At 40.3% G+C, this 24,750-nt stretch carries 25 protein-coding genes; 16 read left to right on the top strand and 9 right to left on the bottom strand.

Features of this window, described 5'->3' with window-relative positions:
* Positions 1–247 precede the first annotated feature (247 nt).
* Positions 248–481: a DUF2642 domain-containing protein gene (locus AC1DSL_RS10460; protein ID WP_016429152.1), complete on the top strand. Its 234-nt coding sequence runs from the start codon at positions 248–250 to the stop codon at positions 479–481.
* Positions 482–571: 90 nt separating this feature from the next.
* A complete protein-coding gene (locus AC1DSL_RS10455; RefSeq protein WP_016429151.1) occupies positions 572–1,465 on the top strand; it encodes a manganese catalase family protein in 894 nt (297 codons plus the stop codon).
* 181 nt (positions 1,466–1,646) lie between these two features.
* Here AC1DSL_RS10455 and AC1DSL_RS10450 read toward each other — a convergent pair whose 3' ends face one another.
* Complete coding sequence (locus AC1DSL_RS10450) at positions 1,647–2,165, bottom strand: antibiotic biosynthesis monooxygenase family protein (RefSeq protein ID WP_342543078.1); 519 nt, start codon at positions 2,163–2,165, stop codon at positions 1,647–1,649.
* Between the two features lie 212 nt (positions 2,166–2,377).
* On the opposite strand from AC1DSL_RS10450, the gene hemE reads away from it, so the two are divergent.
* The 3 genes from hemE (at position 2,378) to hemY (ending at position 5,872) form a co-directional block, all read left to right on the top strand.
* Positions 2,378–3,427, top strand: coding sequence for a uroporphyrinogen decarboxylase (hemE, locus tag AC1DSL_RS10445; protein ID WP_477532114.1), 1,050 nt, complete (start codon positions 2,378–2,380; stop codon positions 3,425–3,427).
* Between the two features lie 73 nt (positions 3,428–3,500).
* Positions 3,501–4,436: a ferrochelatase gene (hemH, locus tag AC1DSL_RS10440; RefSeq protein WP_477532113.1), complete on the top strand. Its 936-nt coding sequence runs from the start codon at positions 3,501–3,503 to the stop codon at positions 4,434–4,436.
* Positions 4,437–4,459: 23 nt separating this feature from the next.
* Positions 4,460–5,872: a protoporphyrinogen oxidase gene (hemY, locus tag AC1DSL_RS10435; RefSeq protein ID WP_477532115.1), complete on the top strand. Its 1,413-nt coding sequence runs from the start codon at positions 4,460–4,462 to the stop codon at positions 5,870–5,872.
* Positions 5,873–6,147: 275 nt separating this feature from the next.
* Here the strand turns inward: hemY and AC1DSL_RS10430 are convergent, their stop codons facing one another.
* Both AC1DSL_RS10430 and AC1DSL_RS10425 read right to left on the bottom strand, forming a co-directional pair.
* Positions 6,148–7,119 (bottom strand): NAD-dependent epimerase/dehydratase family protein, encoded by a 972-nt coding sequence (locus AC1DSL_RS10430; RefSeq protein ID WP_477532112.1) that lies wholly within the window; start codon positions 7,117–7,119, stop codon positions 6,148–6,150.
* On the bottom strand, positions 7,097–7,450 hold the full coding sequence (locus AC1DSL_RS10425) for a hypothetical protein (RefSeq protein WP_477532111.1): 354 nt from the start codon (positions 7,448–7,450) through the stop codon (positions 7,097–7,099). Before AC1DSL_RS10425 ends, AC1DSL_RS10430 begins: the two co-directional genes overlap by 23 nt.
* A gap of 427 nt (positions 7,451–7,877) precedes the next feature.
* On the opposite strand from AC1DSL_RS10425, the gene AC1DSL_RS10420 reads away from it, so the two are divergent.
* The 3 genes from AC1DSL_RS10420 to AC1DSL_RS10410 all read left to right on the top strand — a co-directional run bounded on the left by AC1DSL_RS10420 (position 7,878) and on the right by AC1DSL_RS10410 (position 11,003).
* Positions 7,878–8,066 carry a hypothetical protein gene (locus AC1DSL_RS10420; protein WP_016429144.1) on the top strand — a complete coding sequence of 63 codons (189 nt, stop codon included), beginning with the start codon at positions 7,878–7,880 and terminating at the stop codon, positions 8,064–8,066.
* Between the two features lie 114 nt (positions 8,067–8,180).
* Positions 8,181–8,750, top strand: coding sequence for a TetR/AcrR family transcriptional regulator (locus AC1DSL_RS10415; protein ID WP_016429143.1), 570 nt, complete (start codon positions 8,181–8,183; stop codon positions 8,748–8,750).
* A 66-nt stretch (positions 8,751–8,816) separates the two neighbouring features.
* Entirely contained in the window at positions 8,817–11,003 is a 2,187-nt protein-coding gene (locus AC1DSL_RS10410) for a YhgE/Pip family protein (protein ID WP_477532110.1), read from the top strand.
* Positions 11,004–11,050: 47 nt separating this feature from the next.
* Here the strand turns inward: AC1DSL_RS10410 and yhfH are convergent, their stop codons facing one another.
* A complete protein-coding gene (gene yhfH, locus AC1DSL_RS10405; protein WP_016429141.1) occupies positions 11,051–11,176 on the bottom strand; it encodes a protein YhfH in 126 nt (41 codons plus the stop codon).
* A gap of 134 nt (positions 11,177–11,310) precedes the next feature.
* Between yhfH and AC1DSL_RS10400 the strand changes: the two genes are divergently transcribed.
* From AC1DSL_RS10400 to AC1DSL_RS10375, 6 genes are all read left to right on the top strand, one after another.
* The gene (locus AC1DSL_RS10400) at positions 11,311–12,300 is read left to right on the top strand and encodes a lipoate--protein ligase (RefSeq protein WP_477532109.1); all 990 of its coding nucleotides are present in this window, start codon (positions 11,311–11,313) and stop codon (positions 12,298–12,300) included.
* A gap of 284 nt (positions 12,301–12,584) precedes the next feature.
* On the top strand, positions 12,585–13,292 hold the full coding sequence (locus tag AC1DSL_RS10395) for a response regulator transcription factor (protein WP_477532108.1): 708 nt from the start codon (positions 12,585–12,587) through the stop codon (positions 13,290–13,292).
* A complete protein-coding gene (locus tag AC1DSL_RS10390; protein ID WP_477532107.1) occupies positions 13,289–14,368 on the top strand; it encodes a sensor histidine kinase in 1,080 nt (359 codons plus the stop codon). Before AC1DSL_RS10395 ends, AC1DSL_RS10390 begins: the two co-directional genes overlap by 4 nt.
* Complete coding sequence (locus AC1DSL_RS10385) at positions 14,301–15,074, top strand: ABC transporter ATP-binding protein (protein WP_342543085.1); 774 nt, start codon at positions 14,301–14,303, stop codon at positions 15,072–15,074. Before AC1DSL_RS10390 ends, AC1DSL_RS10385 begins: the two co-directional genes overlap by 68 nt.
* Positions 15,046–16,980 carry an FtsX-like permease family protein gene (locus AC1DSL_RS10380; protein WP_477532106.1) on the top strand — a complete coding sequence of 645 codons (1,935 nt, stop codon included), beginning with the start codon at positions 15,046–15,048 and terminating at the stop codon, positions 16,978–16,980. Before AC1DSL_RS10385 ends, AC1DSL_RS10380 begins: the two co-directional genes overlap by 29 nt.
* 284 nt (positions 16,981–17,264) lie before the next feature.
* A complete protein-coding gene (locus AC1DSL_RS10375; RefSeq protein ID WP_477532105.1) occupies positions 17,265–18,818 on the top strand; it encodes a fatty acid--CoA ligase family protein in 1,554 nt (517 codons plus the stop codon).
* A gap of 55 nt (positions 18,819–18,873) precedes the next feature.
* Here the strand turns inward: AC1DSL_RS10375 and nadA are convergent, their stop codons facing one another.
* Genes nadA through nadB form a run of 3 tightly spaced genes read right to left on the bottom strand, consistent with a single transcriptional unit; the run spans position 18,874 to position 22,354 of the window.
* Positions 18,874–19,968 (bottom strand): quinolinate synthase NadA, encoded by a 1,095-nt coding sequence (gene nadA / locus AC1DSL_RS10370; protein WP_477532104.1) that lies wholly within the window; start codon positions 19,966–19,968, stop codon positions 18,874–18,876.
* Positions 19,965–20,819 carry a carboxylating nicotinate-nucleotide diphosphorylase gene (nadC, locus tag AC1DSL_RS10365; protein ID WP_477532103.1) on the bottom strand — a complete coding sequence of 285 codons (855 nt, stop codon included), beginning with the start codon at positions 20,817–20,819 and terminating at the stop codon, positions 19,965–19,967. Before nadC ends, nadA begins: the two co-directional genes overlap by 4 nt.
* Positions 20,816–22,354 (bottom strand): L-aspartate oxidase, encoded by a 1,539-nt coding sequence (gene nadB / locus AC1DSL_RS10360; protein WP_477532102.1) that lies wholly within the window; start codon positions 22,352–22,354, stop codon positions 20,816–20,818. The genes nadC and nadB overlap by 4 nt, the downstream gene beginning before the upstream one ends.
* Positions 22,355–22,467: 113 nt before the next feature.
* On the opposite strand from nadB, the gene AC1DSL_RS10355 reads away from it, so the two are divergent.
* Positions 22,468–23,604: an IscS subfamily cysteine desulfurase gene (locus AC1DSL_RS10355; RefSeq protein WP_477532101.1), complete on the top strand. Its 1,137-nt coding sequence runs from the start codon at positions 22,468–22,470 to the stop codon at positions 23,602–23,604.
* Positions 23,605–23,736: 132 nt separating this feature from the next.
* Positions 23,737–23,898: a hypothetical protein gene (locus AC1DSL_RS10350; protein ID WP_477532100.1), complete on the top strand. Its 162-nt coding sequence runs from the start codon at positions 23,737–23,739 to the stop codon at positions 23,896–23,898.
* A gap of 52 nt (positions 23,899–23,950) precedes the next feature.
* On the opposite strand, the gene AC1DSL_RS10345 is transcribed toward AC1DSL_RS10350, so the two are convergent.
* Together AC1DSL_RS10345 and AC1DSL_RS10340 are read right to left on the bottom strand one after the other, a co-directional pair.
* Positions 23,951–24,091, bottom strand: coding sequence for a hypothetical protein (locus AC1DSL_RS10345; protein WP_477532099.1), 141 nt, complete (start codon positions 24,089–24,091; stop codon positions 23,951–23,953).
* Positions 24,091–24,750 (bottom strand): tetratricopeptide repeat protein (locus AC1DSL_RS10340; protein ID WP_477532098.1); only part of this gene is annotated, 660 nt, incomplete at its 5' end. The genes AC1DSL_RS10340 and AC1DSL_RS10345, both read right to left, overlap by 1 nt.

The following is a 24,750-nucleotide window of genomic DNA, read 5'->3' as shown; positions in this document are numbered from 1 at the left end:
ATCATGCACCATTCGGCATCATTGGGCGCGTGGCAGATAAACTGTTTTTGGAAAAGTACATGCAAGGATTTATTGAATCCCGTTCGAATGAGCTAAAGCATCTGGCAGAATTACGAATGAGGGAAATGAAGTCAGAATAAACCTGTTACAATGGACATTTCAAATTTCGAGGATTGGAAATTTCATATCACCTTTGCCACACCCCATCCATACAATATGGGTATTGATTGAAAGGAGTGTGGCGTGAATGGATGATCAACAACAGTCCGTAGAATTTGTCAGCAATTTTGATCCTTTTGTGTACCAGACGTTAACATCAGCTGTAGGAGGAAAAATTGTTGTTCAATTATCAAATAACAGTGTGGTCACAGGTGTACTTAAAGAGGTTGTGCCCGATCATATCGTAGTAGAAAAAAATGGAACACCATTTTACGTTCGTATCCAACAAATTATTTGGGTGTCTCCAGCTTCTCATAAATAATAATTGAACATATTCACTTACTGGGAGTCATAAACATAAACGGGAAGAGTCGAATTCGTTTAATTATCAAATTTGAGAGAAGGAGATTCCATGTTTAAACGCGTAAATAGGCTGGCAATCGAGTTGCCTGTACCCGAATATGGCGATGCAAACGCTGCCGCAGCCGTTCAAGAACTTTTGGGTGGTAAATTCGGAGAAATGTCGACTTTGAATAACTATATGTATCAGTCATTCAATTTTCGTCAAAAAACGAAATTTAAACCATTTTATGACTTAGTCGCAAGTATTACCGCTGAAGAATTTGGACATGTTGAGCTGGTATCCAATACCATCAATATCTTGAACAAAGGTATTTCCTTTGCAGGTGATCCTGATTTGACACCATTGCAGAATGGTAAAGATTTACGAAATACGTACGCGCTCATAGCAACCGCCCAAACTTCGATGGCAGGGGATTCCATGGGTAATCCATGGCGCGGTGACCATGTGTTTTCTAGCGGAAACTTGGTGCTGGATCTGTTGCATAATTTCTTCTTGGAATGTGGAGCAAGAACCCATAAAATGCGCGTTTATGAAATGACGAGTCACGAAACAGCGAGAGAAATGATTGGATATCTATTAGTACGAGGCGGTACACACGTACTTGCGTATGCGAAAGCAATTGAAATGGCCACTGGTGTTGATTTAACAAGAATGCTTCCAATACCGAATCTGGATAATCGGTCATTTGATCATGCGGTAAAATTTGAAGATCGTGGGTTAGGAAATGTTCTCTTTACATGGAATGATGAAGGGCAGTATAAAGATATCCGCTCTATCTGGAAAGGCGATAATCCGAGTAATGGTCAGCCACTTGTTGTACAAGATGGCATTCCTAAAGGTGGACCAATTCCGGATCTTGACGATTTACCTGAAGAATTCGCGCCAGGAATTGGGCCGGATGAATATCAACAAATTGCCAAACGTTTAATGGCTAACATGTAGGGTTTTAAACGATTTCTCAAGAAAGTTAACTTGCTTGTGGACCGAGTTTGAGCGATAAATTTCTAGTTTGATTGATAAATCCTCTAATTTGAGCGATAAAAATTTCACGAAATTATTATTAAGAAATCCATAGCCATCAAAAAAGCGCCGTTCCCTTGGGAATAGGCGCTTTTCAATATTATTAAGCTTCGTCTGTCTTTTTTGCAGTTTTATAAGTTGTAACATAAGAAGCACTTGAGAAGATATTTGGACGTTTGTCGATGCCTTCATCGGTACCGCGTTTTTCATGTGCCTTGTTATAAGCTTGTGAATTCTGCCAAGCTTCGAATGAGCCTGCACCAGTCCATTCCGTCAAAATGATGTATGTGTCCGAACCGACTGGACGCAATACGCGGATTGCAATAAATCCTGGCTCATTTTCAATAGCACGCGGACGATTTGTGAATCGGTGTTCAAAAATCGGGCGACCTTCTTCCGTTACTGGGATATTGTTGAAAACGAAGTAGCCCTGGTCACTTAATTCACCTGAAGAGTCGATGACTTCATACTTACGCGGTGTTTGAAAAACTGTTTTGCCACTTGTTTCATGAAGTAGCACTGCATTTCCTTGTCCGTGTAGGACGACCATCTTTTCTCCCGCATGTTTTTCCTTTAAAGAATTCATGAATTCAGGTGTACCTGACGTCAAATAAATATTCACTCAAAATCCCTCCATTCTATATGTACATTATAATCTTCCCCAGTTAAAAGTGCTCAAAACAACACTTTGTCAAAAGAGTGTCGTTGAATCAAGACAATTCTATGACAATTGCACTTGAAATCTATACAATAGTGTAGAGAACGTCTATATTTAGAACGAATATAACAAGGACGACCCCAAATATGTAATGTTGAAAGGCAGGAAGGAAATTCATGAGACAGATTAACGACACTTTTTTACGCGCAGCGAGAGGCGAGAAAGTAGATTACACACCTGTATGGTATATGCGTCAAGCAGGACGTTCACAACCGGAATATCGCAAAATTAAAGAAAAATATTCTTTAGAAGAAATCACGCATCAACCAGAACTTTGTGCATACGTCACACGCTTACCGGTTGAAAATTACAATGTGGATGCCGCGATTTTATATAAAGATATCGTGACACCACTTCCAGGAATCGGCGTTGATGTGAAAATCAAATCAGGCGTGGGTCCTGTTATTTCTAATCCGATTCGCACAGTGCAAGATGTAGAAAAACTTGGTGAACTTTCGCCTCAAGATCACATCCCATTTGTTCTTGAAACCATCAAAATTTTGACTGAAGAACAACTGGATGTTCCGTTAATCGGTTTCTCTGGAGCTCCGTTCACACTTGCAAGTTACATGATTGAAGGCGGTCCTTCTAAAAATTACAACAAAACGAAAGCATTCATGGTCTCTGAGCCTCAAGCGTGGTTTGCATTAATGGACAAGCTTGCTGATATGATTATCATTTATACTAAAGCACAAATCGATGCTGGTGCTAAAGCCATTCAAATTTTTGATTCATGGGTTGGCGCATTGAATATTGAAGATTACCGTATTTTCATCAAACCGATAATGACACGAATTTTTACTGCTATTAAAGAACAAGGTGTACCTGTAACGACATTTGGTGTTGGTGCAAGTCATTTAGCAAAAGAGTGGCATGATCTGCCAGTGGACGTAGTAGGTCTAGACTGGCGCTTATCAATCAAAGAAGCTCGAGCAATGGGCTTAACAAAAACGCTTCAAGGAAACTTGGACCCATCTCTTTTGTTGGCAGATTGGTCTGTCATTGAAGAACGTGCTAAAGAAATCATCGATCAAGGAATTGCTCATCCTTCACACATTTTCAATTTAGGACATGGCGTATTCCCTGAAGTAAATCCAGATACATTAAAACGATTGACGTCATTTGTCCATGAATACAGCCGTGCACAAATCAAAGCACATTCATAAGGCTTACAAGTTCGCGCAATGAAATTGAACCTAGCAAAATGAAGATTGTAAATTAATGAACGAGGTGATCAAGTTGACTAAAAAAACAATGGGACTGCTTGTGATGGCTTACGGTACGCCCTATAAAGAAGAAGATTTAGAGCGTTATTATACACATATTCGTCATGGTCGTCCGCCAAGTCCAGAAGCTCTTATCGATTTAAGAGACCGCTATCGTGCAATCGGTGGAATTTCTCCTTTGGCAAAAATTACAGACGACCAAGCGACTGCACTTCGTGACCGTTTGAATGCCGTTCAAGACGAAATTGAATTCAAATTATACATTGGGTTAAAACATATTGAACCGTTTGTTGAAGATGCCGTGGAGCAAATGCATAAAGATGGAATCACAGAAGCGGTTTCCATTGTACTTGCACCTCATTTCTCAACATTCTCGATTAAGTCGTATAACGGACGTGTACAAGAAACTGCTGAAAAATTAGGTAGTCTACAGATCACTTCAGTAGAGAGTTGGTACGATGAACCAAAATTCATTCAGTATTGGTCTGAAAAGGTTTCCGAAACTTTCAATTCGATGTCGGCAGAACAACGTGAAAAAGCTTGTTTAATCGTTTCTGCACACTCATTACCTGAAAAAATTATCGCAAATGGCGATCCATATCCAGATCAATTAAAAGAAACGGCCAACTTAATCGCGCAATCAGCTGCTATTGAAAACTACGAAGTCGGTTGGCAAAGTGCTGGTCAAACGCCAGAACCTTGGATTGGACCAGACGTTCAAGACCTTACTCATGAATTGCACGAACAAAAAGGCTATTCTACATTTGTCTATACGCCAGTAGGGTTTGTCGCAGATCATTTAGAAGTGTTATTCGACAATGATTATGAGTGTAAAGTGGTGACTGATGAAATCGGTGCCAATTACTACCGACCTGAAATGCCTAACACACAACCATTATTTATTGATGCTATGTCCGATGTTGTATTGAAACATTTAGATAAAAAATAAGGAAACTGAAATCGAAAGTGATGATGACTGTGTCTCAAGGAAAACGAAAAGTAGCGATAGTTGGTGGGGGAATTACTGGATTGGCAGCTGCATATTACTTGCAGAAAGAAGCGAAAGAAAAAGGGTATCCTCTTGAAGTAGTTTTGATAGAAGCTTCCCATCGACTCGGAGGGAAAATCCAAACAGTCCGTAAAGATGGATTTGTCATTGAACGGGGACCTGACTCGTTTTTGGCACGTAAAAAAAGCTTTGGCATTTTAGCCGAGGATCTTGGCATCAGTGACCAACTTGTCAGCAATGCAACTGGACAGGCATATATTCTGGTCAATGACGGGCTGCACCCAATTCCTGGAGGGTCTGTCATGGGCATCCCTACACAAATATCGCCTTTCGTCACCTCAGGATTGTTCTCATGGAGTGGGAAATTTCGCGCGGCTGGAGATTTTATTTTACCTAAGTCCTCTGTTAACGGAGATCAGTCGGTTGGACAATTCTTACGTAGACGTTTCGGCGGTGAAGTGGTTGAAAATTTAATTGAACCTTTATTATCAGGCATCTACTCAGGAGACATTGATAAAATGAGCCTTCAGGCTACGTTTCCCCAGTTTTATAAACTGGAACAGGAACATCGAAGTTTGATAATCGGTTCGAAAAAAACGACACCAAAACAGCCGCTTGTTAAGTCAAAAGAAGGTATTTTCCGTACATTCAAAAATGGATTGGAAACTGTTGTGGAAGCAATTGAAGCACAGCTTGAACCAGGTTCAGTTATGAAGGGTGTTCGTGTGGAACGTTTCGAACGAGTTGGGGAACAAGTGAATTTGTTCCTAAACAACGATTCAGAAATGCTTCTCGATCAATTGATTTTTGCAACACCACATCTCGCCGCTCTGCCATTATTTGAAGAGCACGGATTGATGGCTGATTTCGAGGAAATGCCTGCTACTTCAGTGGCGACTGTTGCACTGGCTTTTAAAGAAGAAGCAGTCAAACAAGATAAAGAAGGCACTGGCTTCTTAGTGTCTCGAAACAGTGATTACTCCATCACTGCCTGTACGTGGACACATCGTAAGTGGCCAACAACAACACCAGACGGGCATGTATTGCTTCGAGGATTTGTTGGTCGGGCAGGCGATGAGTCTGCGGTTGAATTATCAGACAGCGAACTTGAAAAAATCGTTCTCTCGGACTTACGCAAAACGATTAACATTGATCAAGAACCTCTATTTTCTGTCGTCACTCGATGGAGAAATGCTTCTCCCCAATATGTGGTAGGGCATAAAGAGCGCGTGGCTAAAGCGAAAAGAGAGATTCAAGAGCGTTTTCCAATGATTAAGCTAGCAGGAAGTTCTTATGAAGGACTTGGACTGCCTGATTGTGTCGATCAAGGGAAAGCCGCTGTCAGTGAAGTTTTGGATGACTTGTTTGTTAAATAAATGAATGTGAAAGGGCAACTCCTCGGAGTTGTCCTTTTGTTTACGTTTATTGTAGAGTTATTATAAAAGATTAGAGTGGTATAAAATACCAATTTTCGCTGCGATAGCTTCGGAGGAATGGTCATGACCAAATAACCTTTGGCCTAAATCTTTTCTACGTAGTTCACGAAAGGGTGCGGATTTCCTCTATAAATAATCAATAGTAAAAGTAAACGGAGCCTTTTGATTAAGCAGAGAGTACAAGGATAATAGTACCTGCTATATTCACAAAAAAGTTATGAAAAACCAAGTGAAACATCGCGATAATACGATAGAATGTCCTGTATTGACTCCTCAAATGATATGCTAGGTTGCCATCCAAGTTTATTGATTGAATTAGGTCTAAGAGGTTTAACTACTTCAAGGTAATTGCCCAATGTTTGAATCTCAAATTCAACAGAAGAATAAAGACGGAGAGCATTTATCAGGTCTTTTAAGTACTTGTATTTTCCAGACGATATAGCATACATTTTGMCAGGAATACCTTTTTGAAATAATGTATCGTACGCCAAAATAGCATCTCTAACATCCAAAAAATCGAGTCTCGCATGTAAGTTAATTACTTTAAGTATTTTTTCGGCATTAGTGAATTCCATTTCAACTACTTTTTTTGCAAGGATTGAGCATTGCCCGTAAGAAATGCCCGGACCGATAAGATTAGAAGGCTTTGCGATAATAACATTCATTCCATAAAGCATTTCCCAGGACTGTGCAATCAATGTTTGAAGAGTTTTTGATAAAGCATAGGGATGGTGAGGAGCGGAGAAGTCGGCAGGATTGAATTCCAGCGAGGATCCAACAACTACAATTCTACAATCAGATTCTTCATTTCGCAGGGCTTCCAATAAATATGCAGTAGAGAAAACATTTGCCTCGAGAGAGCCAAGTGGATCACTCCAGGATGCTTCAACATGGTTCTGACCTGCCAAATGAAGAAGAAAATCGGGTTTTGTTTTTTTGATTAGCATTTTAACTGCCTGTTTATCTGTAAGTTCACATTTTTCATAGGTTATTAAGCGATTTGAAATTTGATTGGTTGCCATTCTCGTTACTGCAATCACATGATAGTTCTCATTCATAAAGTATTGGCATGCGTGTTTCCCCGTAAATCCATTTGCTCCTGTAATTAAAATCCTCGGTTTCCCCAATGGTATAGCATTTAGCGGGAACTGGCTTGATGACTCGTTATTTTGCGTCAAATCCTCCACTCCTATCGGAATGAAAATTGAAAGGACCTAGAAATGTACAGTCAATTAGATTGATAAAAGCATAGGTATCATTCATTCCCTTTTGGATTTTAACGAGAGGATCCCAATATAGCCCTTGATGTGCGTTTTTATTAAAAAGACAACTATGTTTGATATCTACATCCGGAGAAGCAGTATGGAGTGGTTGCATATTAATACCATTAATATCTGCCAGTAACTTTAAAAGCTCATTGATGGAAGATTTTTTCGCCCTACTTACTCCTGACAAAATGAACGCGTCAAATAAATGGGAACTAATAAATCCGGCTTTTCCCGTGACAAGAACTTTCAATTCACAAACATCCTTTTGTTTTTTACATTGTATGTAGTAGGTGACTATGAGTTTAGGCATTCGAATTTTTACATATAGACCTTCACTTATCGTAGGTAACTAATAGAAGATAAGTTTAAGTTTACAGAACACAAATGTATTTTTATTGGGATGGAATTTAAGCAATGGATTGTGAGGAATTGAGTGAATTTGGGTAATGATTTGAGAATTTTTCCCTTTATTTGTTCAACCTTTGTCGTCACGAGTTCCGGTTAGGATTAGAATCATAGGAAGTTAATCCAGATAAAAGTTGATTATAATAGTTGGCTCTAATCTGTTTTGTGTTTTTTCAATTGTTGAAAGTAAGGGCTTTTTTAAAAAAGCTCTTTAAATTGTATTATAGTGTTTAGTAAATCTATCAGAAATTGTAATAGTAGGTGGGAAAACTATGTATCTTATTATGAAATTTATGATTTTCATCATTTTAATCTGGTGTTTTGATTTTCTGTTGAAGATTATGATTTTCCATCCTTTTGGTGCTGATGGCATTATGAGTCTATTCATTCGCTCCATTATTGCAACCATTTTAGCCATTATCAGTTCATACTATATATTAAGAAGGATTAATGATTTATGAACAAATAATGACAGTAATGAATTGCCTATTGTAAAAAACATAAGAATCTATTATGATTATGACTAGATGACCAATATGGTTTTTTAGTCAATTTTATGAGGTGAGGTGAAAGAATTGGATCGCAGACATGAAATTTTAGAAGCAGCAACTAAATCATTTTCTTTATTTGGTTATAAAGCGACCACCATGGATCAAGTGGCGAAGGTTGCAAATGTAGGAAAAGGGACGATTTATACATTTTTTGCAAATAAAGAAGAATTGTTTCATGAAATTGCCTTTACGATGATTAATGAAATGAAGGCAGAAAAAGATGCCATCATTTCGGATCAGTGCTCTTTCCAGAAAAATGCCCATCTCGTATTAATGAAAATGCTGGAATTCCGGGAGCGACACGCTTTACTTGCAAAGTTGATTGCTGAAGAAAAAGATATGAAAACGCCAGTCGTTCAGGCTGTTCTTGTAAAGGTTGAACAAGAAATTGTACGCTATATTGCAGAGCATATCGAGCGGGCGATTGCCAAGAATGAAATAAGAGTAGTTGATGTTGAACTAGTCGCCTATTTAATTTTTAAAGCCTATATGGCCTTTGCTGTTGATTGGCAAAAGACTCATGAGCAAGCGTTGCCGGAAGAAAAAATAGTGGATGTATTTCGTGACACTATATTCCGAAGTCTCATTAAGTGAGACTCTTTTTTTGAAACAAAATGACCGATTGAGAAATTTGGTCAATAAGTATTAGGAGGAAATTAGATGATAAAACAAGAATTTCTAAACATTGTTAAGAACCGTAAATTACTTGTTCCGATCCTAGCGGTTTTATTCATTCCGGTATTGTATGCGGGGATGTTCTTATGGGCGTTTTGGGATCCCTATGAACAGTTAAATGAACTGCCAGTAGCAATAGTTAATGAGGATGCGGGAGCTGAATTGGATGGGGAACGCATAACAGTCGGGAAGGATCTCACGAAGAACCTGGTAGATAGTCAAGAGTTCCATTTTGTGGAAGTGTCAAAAAAACAGGGAGAAGAAGCTCTGAAAAATCAAGACTATTATATGGTAATTGAGATTCCTTCGAATTTTTCTCAACATGCAACGACACTTTTAGATGAGAAACCTGAAAAATTGATGATTGAATACAAACCGAACGAAGGGTTTAATTTCTTATCCGCACAAATTGGTGAGTCAGCAATTGAACAAATTCGTGCAGAAGTAAATAAACAAGTCGTCGCTAGTTACTCTGAAAATCTTTTCGCTTCCATTTCTAAAATGGGCAATGGGTATGGGGAGGCTGCAGACGGAGCTGAGAAATTAACGGCTGGAGCAGATAGTCTTTCTTCTGGAGCGACGGATTTGAAAGGTTACTTGGAACAATTGGCAAGCGGATCGGTACAATTGGCTGATGGGTCAACTGCACTTGCTTCAGGAGCCGTAAAAGCATCAAATGGAGCAACAGAATTAAATGAAGGACTTGGGAAACTTACAGCAGGAGCGGGTCAGTTACAACAAGGTGCTGGTAAAGCAGCAGATGGAGCAGGCCAACTGCAAGATGGAGTTGCGTCTTATACGCAAGGTGTCGCAAAAGTATCAAATGGATTAGCGGCGGCAAATGAAAAAGAACAGCAACTCAATGAAGCGCTAAGCCAACTGCAACAAGGTGCCTCCATGACGAATCAATCTGTTGGAAAATTGGCAGGGGGGTCTACTCAAGTAACAGCTGGTTTAGAGACTTTATCTGAACAAATGGCTCCGATTCTCGCATCCCTTCCAAAAGAGCAACAAACCGCTTTGAAAGGGGCACTTGAGCAACTACAACAAGGAAGTTCACAAGTTTCTCAAGGTTTAGGTGAGTTACAAGTCGGAACAGAACAGCTAAGCGGCGGCATGAGTCAAGCATCATCTGGTGCAGAGAAATTAGCTACAGGTCATCAGGAGCTTGCGAATGGATTGTCTACCTTAACTCAATCTTCCGAAGCATTAAATACAGGGGCTGCATCTTTAGCAACTGGAAGTGACACCCTTTCGACTAAGTTGGGAGATTTGAAAAACGGGTTGGCAAGTGCCTCTACGGGCAGTAATGAACTTTCAAACGGGTTGCAACAACTTGTTCAAGGTTCGAACGAGTTAACTTCAGGTACATCACAAATTGCATCAAAATCTGGAGAACTTGCTGCTGGATCCACTCAGCTTGTTGATGGGACAGCGAAACTAGCTGAAGGTACGTCTTCTTTACAAGAAAAACTTGCAGATGCTTCTACTGTAGCAAGCGCAGTAAATGCTAACGAAGATACGATTGACATGGCTTCTTCTCCTGTTGGCGTAACAAAATCAGCTGTCAATCACGTGCCAAACTATGGAACAGGATTTGCGCCATATTTCTTGTCACTTGGATTGTTTGTGGGAGCATTGCTAATTTCGATCGTTTTCCCTCTGGTACAAACAGCTATCCCACCGACAAGTGGTTTTGCATGGGCAACGAGTAAAATGACCGTTCTCGGTATCGTTGGCGTTGTGCAAGCACTGATTGCGGTAGCAATCCTAATTTTTGGATTAGGATTAGATCCAGAAAATCTTGGATGGTTTATTGCGATTGCCATCATAACAAGTTTCACCTTTTTAGCCATCGTGCAATTGCTCGTCTCAGTTCTTGGTGACAGTGGTAGATTTGTCGCCATAATCATTCTTATTTTGCAACTGGTGACAAGTGCAGGAACGTTCCCGCTCGAAATGATTCCGCAACCATTGCAAATATTTAACCAATGGTTGCCGATGACCTATTCCGTACAAGGATTCAAAGCTGCGATTTCCTCAACGGATATTGACTTTATTCAGTGGAATATCGGAATATTGCTGGCATTCTTTATAGCAGCAGCTGCATGCACGATGACTTATTTCGTCATTTTGTTCAAGCGACGCTATTCAAAAGTACAGGAAGCATAAAAAAACGGCCGTTCAGGAGGTAAATCCTGAACGGCTGTTTTTTTAGGTTAAATAGTATTACATTTATCGCATGTATTACCGTAGCATTCATGCTGTTCTTCGATTTTTTCTCCACATTGGGCACATTGCTTAGGGGGAAGGTTCTTGAAAAACTCTACTACATTCTCAATCATGTCGGTGACCTCCTTTTTCTGTACTAGTACTGTTATCGTATATGGTATTGTATTATAACAGTTAAACGAATGTCAACACAAACGCCTAATATTCCTATATAATATGAATAACATCTAAAAGGAGCGATACCCTCATGTATTTTATTGATAACAAAGGAATTACAGATCCTCGCATAAATTTGGCGATTGAAGAATATGCACTAAAAACAATGGACATAGAAAAGGATTCTTTCTTTCTGTTCTATATCAATGAACCAGCTATTATTATCGGCAAGAACCAGAACACCATTGAAGAAATCGATACAGATTACGTAGATATTAACGGTATTCACGTAGTACGCAGACTATCTGGTGGCGGAGCTGTTTATCATGATTTGGGTAATTTAAACTTCAGTTTCATCACGAAAGACGATGGGGACAGCTTCAGAAACTTCAAGAAATTTACGCAACCAATTGTGGATGCGCTGAAAGAGATGGGAGTTGATGCAGAACTGTCAGGACGCAATGATATCTTAGCCGAAGGTAGAAAAATTTCTGGAAATGCCCAATTCACAACAAAAGGCCGTATGTTCAGTCATGGTACATTAATGTTCAATACTGAAATTGATGCAGTGGTTTCTGCATTAAAAGTACGCAAGGACAAAATTGAATCAAAAGGAATTAAATCAATTCGCAGTCGAGTGGCAAATATTACCGAGTTTTTGGACAAGCAAATTACAATTGAAGAGTTTCGTGTGAAATTGCTCCACTCAATTTTTGGTGGAGAAGATGTTAAAACAATTGAATTGACTGAAGAGGACTGGGCAAATATCAAAGCCCTATCAAAAAAACGTTATGGAAATTGGGAATGGAATTATGGCAAGTCTCCGGCATTCAATATGTCACATTCAGAAAGATTCCCAACTGGTGGAATTGATGTGAGATTGCAAGTGAAAAACGGAGTCATTGAAGATGCTAATATTTATGGTGATTTCTTCGGAGTAGGCGATGTTGCAGATATCGAGAAGCGAATCATCGGTGTGACTTACGATAAAGCGGCGATTTCTGACGCGCTAGGTGATATGGAAATCTCAACGTACCTCGGCGGAATTACAAAAGAAGAATTCCTTCAGTTGATTTATTAATTTTCATTACGAAAGCCTGACTTCGGTCAGGCTTTTTTTATGGACAAGAGGTAGCAGGATGGTCGTCCAAATCTATTTTGTGCAACCTGGAAGGCTAATCTGTCAACCTGGTCGGCAAAACTATCTACCTAGAAGGCGATTCTGTCTACCTGGAACACCAAACTGTCTACCTGGAATTACGCCATTGTTCCATTCTCTCCTTTCATCGGAATAATCTACATAGAGTAGCACTTCGAGCCGTTCTTAAGTACAATTAAGAAAAAGATATTAAGGGGGAGGTCAAGATGTCGACACATCGCATTTATATCGTTGAAGATGATCGGAAAATCGCCTCGCTGCTTGCCGATACGTTACGTAAATATCATTATGAAGTGCAAACGGTTCAAGACTTTGAACTGATTTTAGAAGAATTCGAAGCGTTCGATCCGCACCTCATTTTGCTTGACATTAATTTACCTTCTTATGATGGATACTATTGGTGTCGTCAGTTCCGCATGAAGACGACGTGCCCGATTATTTTTATCTCAGCACGTTCTGGTGACATGGACCAAGTGTTTGCGCTTGAAAATGGTGGGGATGATTTCATCACGAAACCTTTCCACTATGAAATCGTCCTAGCCAAAATAAGAAGTCATTTACGAAGAACTTACGGTGAATATGCAGCGAAACAAGAAGAACGAACGATAAAAACGGGCAAACTCTGTTTATATTTGGAGCGCATGGAACTTCATACTTCTTCGCAAGAAATTCCACTGCAAAAACGTGAGTGTACAATACTTGAGCTATTAATGACCCAGGCACCAAAAGTGGTCACTCGTGAGCAATTACTGGAAGAACTTTGGGACGACCAAGCGTTTGTCGATGAGAACACATTGAACGTTAATATGACGCGTGTAAGGAAGAAATTACAGGACTACGGAATCACCTCAACTATTGAAACGGTAAGAGGGGCTGGGTACCGTTTCATATTAAGTGCGGAGGAGTCGTCATGAATTTCCGGCTGTTTGTGAAAGAACATGCTGCTTACTTGATTTTTCAATTGATTATGGTGCTCTTTATTATGTTGCTGTATTGGTTGGATGGATTTCGCAATGTCGATACGGCTATTTATTCAGTTGTCATCAGCACGTTACTGATTTTATCGTTTTTATTTGGTCGGTTCGTGAAGCGATACGCATTTTATCAAAAAGTATTGTCTCCACCCAAGCACATGGAAGAGGCTTTGCAGCGTGATGGGAAATCACCTGAACAACAACAAATAGAAGCGTATTTACAGGGCTTGTATAGACTGTACCAAAATGAAGTTCAGGCACTCTACGCCAACCAGCATCGCCATCTTCAATTCATGAATCAATGGGTGCATCAAATGAAAACACCTCTATCTGTCGTGGAATTGCTATTGCAAGAAGATGGCAATGTCGATAAGAAAAGTATGCAGGAAGAGATTGACCGCTTGAAGCGCGGACTTGATTCTGTCTTGATGAATGCTCGCTTGGATACGTTTGAACAGGATATGCAAATTGAACAAGTACATCTAAAGACATTGGTGTCGGAAGTAGTGTCGGAAAATAAACGCTTGTTCATTACACATCATGTGTATCCAGTGATTGCGATTGATGATGAATTTATCGTGCCAACAGATGAGAAATGGATGAAATTTGTGATCGGTCAGTTTATCACGAATGCCGTAAAATACACGTTTGAAGAAGGCAAGAAAGTAAATGTTCAAGCAACCTGTCAACAAGGACAAGTTCTCCTTTCTGTTCAAGATGAAGGAATCGGTATTCCTGCGACCGATCTTCCCCGCGTCTTGAAAGCTTTTTTTACGGGGGAAAATGGTCGGAAAACAGGAGAAAGTACAGGAATGGGCTTATATTTAGCTAATGAAATTTGTGGGAAACTCGGTCATGAAATGAGTGTAATGTCTGAGCAGGGCAAAGGCACGACAGTATCGGTTTTWTTCCATAAACATGAAGCTGCAAAGCGAGGTGTAACAGAAGATGAGCATATTGAAAATGGACGAAGTGACGAAAGTGTACGAGGGGAAAGTGACGCATCGTGCAATTAACCAAATAAGTTTTGAAGTGGGAAAAGGTGAATTTGTTGCTGTCATGGGCCCGTCAGGTAGCGGGAAAACGACCCTGCTCAATCTAATTTCAACGATTGATACGGCAACTTCAGGTACCCTAACGATTGATGGGCTACGTCCAGATGAAATGTCAAAAACCGAGCTAGCTCTTTTTCGTCGGAGACAGCTCGGTTTTGTCTTTCAGGATTTTAATTTATTGCAAATGCTGACAGTGGAAGAAAACTTGGTTCTCCCATTAACACTGGATGGACTTCCACTAGATGAAATGAAGCGACGTATAGAAGATTTGGCGAAGAAATTGAACTTGGAACAAATACTTGAAAAACGACCGAATGAAATTTCTGGAGGACAAGCACAACGGACTGCGATTGGGCGGGCGCTCATTCATCATCCCGCCTTTATTTTAGCCGATGAGCCAACCGGGAACTTGGATTCTAAAGCTTCTCGTGATGTGCTAGAACTATTGGCAAAGGTAAATCAGGAACAAAAAACAACGATACTCATGGTCACACATGATCCAATTGCCGCAAGTTACTGTGACCGTGTCATTTTCATAAAAGACGGTGAGTTTTTTAATGAAATTTATAGCGATAATCGCAGGCAAACCTTTTTCCAACGTATTTTGAACGTGCTGTCTTTGCTAGGAGGCAATGTCAATGACCTTTCGACAATTCGCCTATCGTAATGTCATTCGAAATCGTCGAATATATGCCGCTTTTTTTATGGCGAGTATGTTTTCAGTCATGGTCTTTTTCATGTATTCCATGTTACTATTTCATCCGAAAATCGAAGATGAATTTTTAAGGGAATTTGCGGCCTCAGGGATGATTGTAGCGGAAATAATATTGTACATATTTACGCTGTTTTTCCTATTCTATTCCATGAGCGCTTTTTTACAGGCCCGTTCCAAAGAGTTCGGGTTGCTACTTCAACTCGGTATGGAGAAGAAGCAATTGAATAAATTGATTTTCCTAGAAACGATGTTGATTGGTGCTGTATCTGTAGCAACCGGGATCTTTTTTGGGTATGCCTTTTCCAAATTCTTTTTTATGATTGTGCGCGAATTGCTTCAATTGGAAAGTTTACCTTTATATGTATCAATTAAGCCCTTTGCCTTGACAATTGGGGCATTTTTCAGTCTTTTCGTCATCATTGCGATGACGAGCGTCGTGTTCATACGAGAGCAAAAAATAATCGAACTGATACGTGGTTACTGGAAGAACGATGAACTACAAAGTTACTCGACAGTGAAAGCAATTCTAGGCATTGCCATGTTATTGTTTGCGTACGGAGCGGCCGCGTTTACATCGATGAATGTGGTACTGGCTTTGGCCATTGTTTTACCACCTCTTGCTGCACTAGGTACGTATTTCTTCTTTACACATAGTGTGTTATTTTTGCTTCATCAAGTACGCAAACGCAAGTCTCTTTACTGGCATCCGTATCGCATGATCGCCGTTTCGGAAGTGGCTGTAAAGCTCCGTGAAAATGCACGTATGTATTTTATCGTCACCATCGTTTCGACTGTTGCTTTTTTATCAGTTGGAACATTAACATCTCTGTCTTCCTATACAGGGCAGTTTCGTGAAATAAACCCGCTTTCGCTAATCTATTCGAGTGAAATGAATAATCCATATGAATCAGACCACATTTCATTATTGCGTAAGGAATTGGAAGAGCAGGGGTTATCCTACACGCTTGTGCCGTTCTTAATTAAACAGCAAACTTCATCCTTTTCACGGAACTCGGTGGATATTTTAAGAGAGTCGGATGTCAATAGTTTAGCACTAGCACTCGGTTCGCCACTCATTGAATTGGCTCCTGGAGAAGCCATGTTTATTCCGTATTCTGAGGAATCAATCGGCAATTTAAAAGGTAAAGAAATTCAGACTGTATTGGAAGAAAGCAATGTCCCGATTAAAATCCATGGTGTGTATCCGAAGATGTTATTTCCCTCAATGATTATAGGATCAAACATTGTGGTAGTAGACGACATAGACTATCGATTGATAGACGAACCGTTTGCAGGAAGAACAATGCTTGAMTCATCGTATAAATTTTTTGCTTTCCATGTAGCCGAATGGGAACGTACAAAATCAATCGGATTAGATATAGACTCCCAAGTGACGAACGCAATTTATGATGGAGGTTTTACCACTCTGCCATTTTACTTTGAAAATCCAGGATTGAACTACAGTGTTATACGGGCAACATTTTCGTTGTTATTGTTTACAGGGTTAATGGTTGCAGCCGTTTTGTTATTGGCAGCCGGAAGTTTTGTTTACTTTAAACTGTATACGGGACTGGAGCGGGACAAACGACAATTTGATGTGTTGAAAAGGATGGGCTTGACCGAACCGGAAATCATCAAAATCGTCAATCGTCAACTGGTTCCTCAGTTTTTCCTCCCCTGGGGGATTGCGATGTTACACAGTGCATTTTCATTTTTGTCACTGCAAGTCATTTGGAGGAACTTGGCGGAAGTATCCATTTTGAGTGAAATGATTTTAGTATTGATTGGTTTCACATTAATTCAGGTCGTGTATTATTTTTTAATACGCTGGCGTTATATTGCACATGTCCGAGCATAAAATTTTTCCGCTCTGAAGCGAGCGGAAAAATTTTATGCGACGAAGCTAGCGAAGCGATGCAGGAGCATAATCATTGCGACGAGTAACTGCAGGAGCATAATGTTTCCAACGTACTTTCATGTTTCGAAGCTAGCGAAGCGATGCAGGAGCATAATGTTTCCGACGAGTAACCGCAGGAGCACCGTGAAAGTTCACGGTGCTTATTGTATTGACTGAACATTTCTTATATAATGAATATATTGAATAATGAGTGAGTATTCATTCAATACAAAGGGGATAGTCAGATGAATTTAGTATCTCGGGTTCGTGAAACGGCTTTGCAACAACCATCTAAAACGGCTTATCATTTTATGGGGAAAGATACATCCTATGCAGAATTCGGTCAATCGATAGCTTGTTTTGCTTCAGCTTTGCGTGAACAAGGTGTGGAAAAAGGGGACCACGTCGCATTATTKCTCGGCAATACACCACACTTCTTGATTTCTCTTTACGCAACGATGCGTTTGGGAGCTACAGTAATACCAATCAATCCAATCTATACACCTGATGAGATTTCCTACATCCTTCAAGATAGTGACGCGAGAGTAGTAATAGCACTTGATATGCTTTTGCCATTTGTTGTGAAAGCCGCAGAAGCATTTCCGTCCGTCCATACATATGTAATTTGTGAAACTTCTCCAGATACGGAAGAGAAGCTGGCTGCTCTTCCTAAAGGGCTCAGCGGAAAAGTGAAATCTTTTACACAACTAGTCATCTCTGCTTCACCTGAAGTTTTACCTGTTGATATTGACCAGAATGACAATGCCGTTATTTTATATACATCAGGAACGACGGGTCGTCCTAAAGGGGCTATGTTAACGCACGGAAACTTGTATTCAAATGCACGTGATTCAGCTGACTATTTAGGCTTTTCCTCATCAGATAAAGTGCTCGCAACTTTACCTGTATTTCACGTATTTGCACTGACAGTTGTCGTGAATGCGCCACTATTAAAAGGTGCTACGATTTTACTAGTGCCTCGCTTTAACCCGCAAGATGTTTTTGAATTAGCGAGGGAAAAGCAAGCAACTGTCTTTGCAGGGGTTCCGACAATGTACAATTTCCTGTATCAATTCCCGCAGGCAAATGTCGAAGACTTCTCAACGATTCGTTTGGCGATTTCAGGAGGTTCTTCTTTACCTGTTGCCTTGCTGCATAACTTTGAAGATAAGTTCAATGTGCAAATTTCGGAAGGATACGGTTTGTCAGAAGCTTCACCCGTTACTTGCTTCAATCCATTAGATCGTAATCGTAAAGTAGGCTCAATTGGGACTTCAATTAGCAACGTTGAAAATCGGGTTGTGAATGAACTTGGCGAAGATGTAGGGGTTGGTGAAGTTGGCGAACTGATTGTCCGTGGACCAAACGTGATGAAAGGCTACTACAAAATGCCAGAAGAGACTGCCGCTACAATCCGTGATGGGTGGTTGTACACAGGTGATTTAGCGAGAATTGATGAAGATGGATATTTCTATATTGTGGACCGCAAGAAAGATTTAGTCATTGTTGGGGGCTACAATGTTTACCCACGAGAAGTGGAAGAAGTATTATTTGCTCACCCGGGTGTCGTGGAAGCAGCCGTGATTGGTCTACCGGATGCCAACTTCGGAGAGACTGTCCATGCTTATGTGGTAGTGAAAGACGAAAGTCTCGACAGTGTAGCTCTGTCCAGCTATTGCGGAGAACATTTAGCAAAATATAAAATTCCACGTAGTTTTGAGTTTCTGACAGAATTACCGAAAAACACGACGGGTAAAATTTTACGTCGTTCTTTAAGAGATCAGGCACTTGCTAAATAATTAAGCAAAACGAAAAGAAACGATTCCATCAATGGGGAATCGTTTCTTTTTCTATTTACAGCATTTTCTCCAAAGCCATGGTTGCTTCCACAGCTGTTTTTTCATCAACTGATATTTGGTTGATGATGCGACCTTCCAAGAGTTCCTCCAAAGCCCACGTTAAATGGGGCAAGTCAATGCGATTCATCGTCAGGCAAGGGCACATAAAGGGATTCAAGGACACGATATCACGGTCAGGATAGGTAGCGATTAAGCGGTTCACTAAATTCATTTCCGTACCAATTGCCCATTTCGAACCTACTTCAGACGCCTCAATCATATCAATGATGTATTTTGTGGAACCAGCATAATCAGATGCGGCAACCACTTCATACGTGCACTCAGGATGGACTAAAATTTTGCGGTCCGGCTCTTTTTCTCTTAAATTTGCCACGTGTTTAGGCAAGAAATTCATGTGCACCGAGCAATGTCCTTTCCATAGAATTACTCGAACGTCTTCTAAAGCACATTGCAATTCCAGCCGGTTTTTAATCGGATCCCAAATTGCCATCGTTTCCAAAGGAATGCCAAGTTTCACGGCAGTGTTGCGTCCTAAATGCTGATCAGGTAAAAATAGCATGCGCTCTTTCTGGGAAAGTGCCCATTCCACCATTTCTTCTGCGTTAGAGGAAGTTACCGTCGCACCACCATTGCGACCGACAAATGCTTTAATCGCTGCAGTAGAATTGACGTACGTCAAAGGAACAATTGTATCACCGAAGCATTTTTGTAATTCAATCCAGGCACGTTCTGTTTGATCAATGTTCGCCATATCCGCCATTGAACAACCTGCTCTCATATCAGGCAAAATCACTGCTTGGTTTGGAGTAGTTAATATATCCGCGGTTTCCGCCATGAAATGGACGCCGCAAAAGATAATATAATCGGCCGTTTGTTTGGCTGCAATTTGCGATAACTGAAGCGAGTCGCCAATCACGTCTGCGAAGGCAATGACTTCATCTTTTTGGTAATGGTGCCCCAAAATGTACAACCTTTCACCCAATAACTTCTTAGCCTTCAATGCTCGTTCATGTAGTTCTTTTGCAGGCGTGTTCAAGTAATGGGCAGGTATTGGATCAGCAATTTGTAATTCTTCTAATAACGATGTCATGCGAAAACGGCCTCCTTACTTGAAACGGTTAAATTCATACTGATATCTATGTTTGAGACACTATGCGTTAGTGCGCCAATGGAAATAACGTCGACTCCAGTATGACGGTATGATGAAAGTTTATATAAATCAATTCCTCCAGAAGCTTCTGTACGAATGGAAGCTGGCACAAGTTTTGACCAACGTGTCATCGTCTCAGGCGTTTGATTATCAAACATGATGACATGTGGTTTTGCCTTAATTGCTTCAAGTAATTGTTCTTCTGTTTCTACCTCCACTTCAATCATGACCATATGACCAAGCAAAGCACGGACTTTTTCCACGGCTTGCGTAATGGAACCCGCCGCAGCGATATGATTGTCTTTCAACATCACCGCATCGTACAAACCAATGCGATGATTAAAGCCGCCTCCAGCCCGAACTGCATATTTTTCAAACATTCGGAGACCCGGTGTCGTTTTGCGTGTATCCACAATGCGTGTATGCGATGAGCCAAGTGCTTCCACACATTTAGCTGTCAAAGTTGCAATGGCACTCATTCGCTGAACTAAATTCAATAGCACGCGTTCTCCTGACAGTAAGGAAGCAATCGGACCCTTCAATCGAACAATAGCTTCACCAGATGCCACATGATCCCCATCTTTTTTTAACAGTTCTACTTCCACTGTGTTATCCAGTAAACCATAACCCCATGTAAAACACTGCAAACCAGCTACCACTCCATCCTCTTTAAGACGCACAATGGCCTCGCCGATGTTGGATTCCTGGAAGAGAACTGAGGACACGTCACGATCTCCTATATCTTCAATTAAGAAATTTTTTAACGCAGCTTCTACTTTTAAACGATTCATTTTACAGTCTCCTTACTTTCAATTTCACGTAATCTCGTCGACACCCTTTGAATGGAACGTTCGATAACTTTTCCTGTCCATTCATCAGCCGACGTTGGATAATCATGTCGATAATGACCTCCTCGGCTTTCAGTTCGAAGGAAGGCGGATTTTGCAATTAAACTGCTAGCTGTATAACGGTGAATAAGCTGTATTTCTTCTTTTGTGTAGTTTGCAAGGTTAAGGCGAGAGAGAGGGAATTCTTGAATATAATCTGCAAGACCGTTTCCCGTGCGAATAATTCCGACTTGTTCCGTCATTCGTAGTTGCATAGTCGCTGGAGAGACCTGAATGAATGAACAATCTACTTCTTCATCAAGTTGAATTCCTGAGCGAATCACGTTTTCTTGCAATCTCTTTGCCAATCGTTCTGCAAAAACAAGACCTTCCAATAATGAATTACTAGCTAAACGATTCGCTCCATGCACACCTGTAGAAGCTACTTCACCAATTGCATACAGCTGCGGAATGGATGTTTCCCCAACATCATTAGTTTGTACGCCACCCATATGAAAGTGAGCGCCTGGACGAACAGGTAATAACTCATGAAGTGGATTCACACCATAACTCATACAATTAGCATAGATTGATGGGAATTTTTTATCGAACCGGTAAATATGTCGAGCATCCAAATAAACGGGGTCTTTTTTTTGCCAGTGCCACTCAATGACACGAGCGACAATATCCCGTGGTGCTAGTTCCATCAACGGGTGAACATCCTTCATCACACGAATTCCGTCTTGATTAACGAGGAAAGCACCTTCACCTCTTACGGCTTCAGAAATAAGACCGCACGATTTTCCATTCAACGTAAAAATGGTGGGGTGAAATTGAACAAATTCCAAGTCTTCCAAAATAGCACCTGCATGATAGGCAAGGGATAACCCATCTCCCGTTGCTACTGGGGAATTGGATGTCTGACTATAAAGTTGGCCAATACCGCCGGTCGCAAGAACAACATGTCTCGCTTTAATAAGATGTTTGTGAMCATTTGAATCACTAACGAACGCCCCAGTACATTGCCCGTCATCAATTTGCAATTGCAGTACGGTATGAAAAGGGAGGCGGGTAACTTTTTCTTGTGTTTGTTCGAGCAAATAATGCATTAACATCTTGCCGGTCTGATCTCCACCAGCATGTAAAATCCTCCGTTGTGTGTGTGCAGCTTCTTGACCAAGTTCGGGTAAGCCATGCGAGTTAGCATCAAAAGGAAGTCCTTGTGCCATCAATCTTTCGATGAGTACTTTTCCCTCATGAACAAGAAGCTCCACGCGTGAATAGTGCGCATGATCAGCAGTAGCAAGAATTGTATCGACGGCATGTGTCTCAGGGGAATCATAAGGAGCAAGTGATGCTGCAATTCCGCCTTGAGCAAGTGCAGTATTACTAGTGAAAGGATTTTCTTTTGTGAGGATAGCAATGGACATGGAAGCGGGGAGAGAATGAGCGAGCATTAACCCTGCGACTCCACCACCGATGATACAAATATCAAACATTCTTCACACCAACTTTTCGAAAAGTTTACAGCTGTCTTGACACTATTAATGACATAAAGATACAGTGATTACAAGAAGAAAATCGTTTTTGGAAGGAAAATGGGTGATTTTTGATGATTTACTTAGATACAGCTGCCACATCCCCAATGAGAAAAGAAGCGATTGACGCTTATGTAGAGGCGGCAACGAAAGCTTTTGGAAACACACAAAGTTTGCACGATGCAGGTTCAACCGCTGCAGCATACTTATTATCTTGTAAGCAATTGTGGGCAAAATTTTTAAATGGACGGGCGGAAGGGATCTTCTTTACAGCCAATGCTTCAGAAGGAAATCAACTGACAATTCGATCCTTATTAAGAGGAAGACCTCTTGAATATCGGGATATCGTCACAACCAAACTTGAGCATGCGTCCGTATTAACCGCACTGCACGAATTAGAAAAAGAAGGCTACCGTATTCACTACATACCGGTAGACAAATATGGTGTAATCGATTTGCCATTGTTTAAGAAATCGGTGAAACATAATACCGCTTTAGTCATCATGCAGCTAGTCAACTCGGAAATGGGAGCCATTCAACCGGTTGTATCATGTGCAACACATGCCAAGCAATTTGGCGTGCCTATACATTGCGATATGGTGCAGGGAGTCGGGAAGATACCTGTGGATGTTCGTGCATTGAATGTAACGTCCGTCGTTTGCTCAGCGCATAAAATTGGAGGACCTAAAGGGGTAGGAATCGTTTATTTAGACCCGTCCGTACACTGGGAATCTGTTTATGAAGGTACCACGCATCAAAGTGGATTTCGAGCTGGCACAGTCGATATCCCAGCAATTGTAGCAGCGACAATCGCGGCAAAATATGCCTTTGCGGAGCAAGATGGTGCCTATCAACAGGCGAGTCATTTACRAGATTTTATCTTGGCTCATCTACCTGAATCTGTCCATTTAGTAGGAAACCCAGCGACTAAGTCTCCTTTTATACAAGGATTAATTTTGCCACATGTAGAAGGGCAGTGGCTGATGCTAGAATGCAATCGTCATCAGATTGCCATCTCCACTGGAACGGCTTGCAAAATTGGCTATGGGGAAGCAATTTCTGCTTTAAGCGCAATGGGCCTTGAACGAGATATGGCAAATAGATTTATAAGAGTTTCTTTTAATCACAAGACAACTGTGGAAGAAATTAATGCATTTTTACACGTTGTACAAAATTCTTTAACAGATAACAATACGAAAGCCACTCTATGAGAAGAGTGGCTTTTAACATTCCATTATATGGGCAATTTAGTATAAAAAATAAATTGTTAATAATTGAAACACAAATGTGAGATATTGCGTATTCTATATATAAATAGAAACTTAAAGAGAGGGGGAAACAAATTGAATATAGGTGACTTCTTTCTCACGGTTATTGTGTTCATCATTCCAGCGTTCATCACTGGCCTCTTAATTTATAAGTTCATGTCCTCGAAAAGCCGTAAAAATCACAACCAACTAAAAGACTCTTTATCAGAGGGCGTATCCAAAAAACAAATCAAATAAAAAAGCAGAGACTGCAATGGGATGAAAATCCCGGCAGTTTCTGCTTTTTTAATTAGTTGTTTAGAGCAATGAATGTAGGTGATTGAATGCTTGTAATTCTAGGAAGCACATTGTCCGCCAGTGTAATACCTTGTTGAGCAAATGTCATGACAAGCAATGCAGCGATGAAAGTTAATAGTAGTTTCTTCTTCATTATAATTCCTCCAGTATGTTAATAGATTTTAATTTAAATTGGTAAAGAACAGCTTGTTGGTAAGTTAAAGCAGAATTTTTGTATTTCCTGTTTTCGCTATATATTTTGCCCAGTAAAATAGAATATTTATTGGCATAGCGATAATCTTTAACTGTCTCAAAATGCTGGATTGCAGAAAGAATGATTTGATCAGAAGCTAGGTCCATCTCGTGCTTAACTTTATATATATTAAAATGATAGAAAAATGACATGTACTTCTCCATTGACTCTTTTTCAATTAAAGAAAGTCCTTTTTCACACCATTCGATAACCTTGCCAATATTTTCTGTTTTTGAATATTCTTTAACTATTGAAAAAATAGTTATTAAATGTCCTTCTGTATCATCCCAATATTCTAGGCTTTCAATAAAATAAGAGATTGCTTTATCACGATTTCCCTTTAAAGAATAAAGCGCTCCTAAGTTTTGAGTAATAATACCATCATATTGTGTCAAACGCACATCTTTAGCTAATTTTTGCGTAAGAAGGAAACATTCTTCAGCACTTTTAAATTTAGCAGTCATCATCTGGGCCACGCCCGTAACAATGTAGCAATCAATCGCTCTAGCAAAAATCAGATTATCTTTATAATAATTCAAAGATTTTGTAGAGTATTCAAT

This window comes from Paenisporosarcina sp. P4_D4, from assembly GCF_056401835.1.
Note: the sequence above shows the minus strand (reverse complement) of the source record. Positions and strands in the feature narration are given on the sequence as shown.

Coding starts and splice junctions, on each gene's coding strand:
- AC1DSL_RS10400 (WP_477532109.1), top strand. CDS start 11,311: ATGTATTTTATTGATAACAAAGGAATTACAGATCCTCGCATAAATTTG.
- AC1DSL_RS10345 (WP_477532099.1), bottom strand. CDS start 24,091: ATGAAGAAGAAACTACTATTAACTTTCATCGCTGCATTGCTTGTCATG.
- hemY (WP_477532115.1), top strand. CDS start 4,460: ATGACTGTGTCTCAAGGAAAACGAAAAGTAGCGATAGTTGGTGGGGGA.
- nadA (WP_477532104.1), bottom strand. CDS start 19,968: ATGACATCGTTATTAGAAGAATTACAAATTGCTGATCCAATACCTGCC.
- AC1DSL_RS10460 (WP_016429152.1), top strand. CDS start 248: ATGGATGATCAACAACAGTCCGTAGAATTTGTCAGCAATTTTGATCCT.
- AC1DSL_RS10385 (WP_342543085.1), top strand. CDS start 14,301: ATGAGCATATTGAAAATGGACGAAGTGACGAAAGTGTACGAGGGGAAA.
- hemE (WP_477532114.1), top strand. CDS start 2,378: ATGAGACAGATTAACGACACTTTTTTACGCGCAGCGAGAGGCGAGAAA.
- AC1DSL_RS10395 (WP_477532108.1), top strand. CDS start 12,585: ATGTCGACACATCGCATTTATATCGTTGAAGATGATCGGAAAATCGCC.
- AC1DSL_RS10455 (WP_016429151.1), top strand. CDS start 572: ATGTTTAAACGCGTAAATAGGCTGGCAATCGAGTTGCCTGTACCCGAA.
- nadC (WP_477532103.1), bottom strand. CDS start 20,819: ATGAATCGTTTAAAAGTAGAAGCTGCGTTAAAAAATTTCTTAATTGAA.
- AC1DSL_RS10420 (WP_016429144.1), top strand. CDS start 7,878: ATGTATCTTATTATGAAATTTATGATTTTCATCATTTTAATCTGGTGT.
- AC1DSL_RS10410 (WP_477532110.1), top strand. CDS start 8,817: ATGATAAAACAAGAATTTCTAAACATTGTTAAGAACCGTAAATTACTT.
- yhfH (WP_016429141.1), bottom strand. CDS start 11,176: ATGATTGAGAATGTAGTAGAGTTTTTCAAGAACCTTCCCCCTAAGCAA.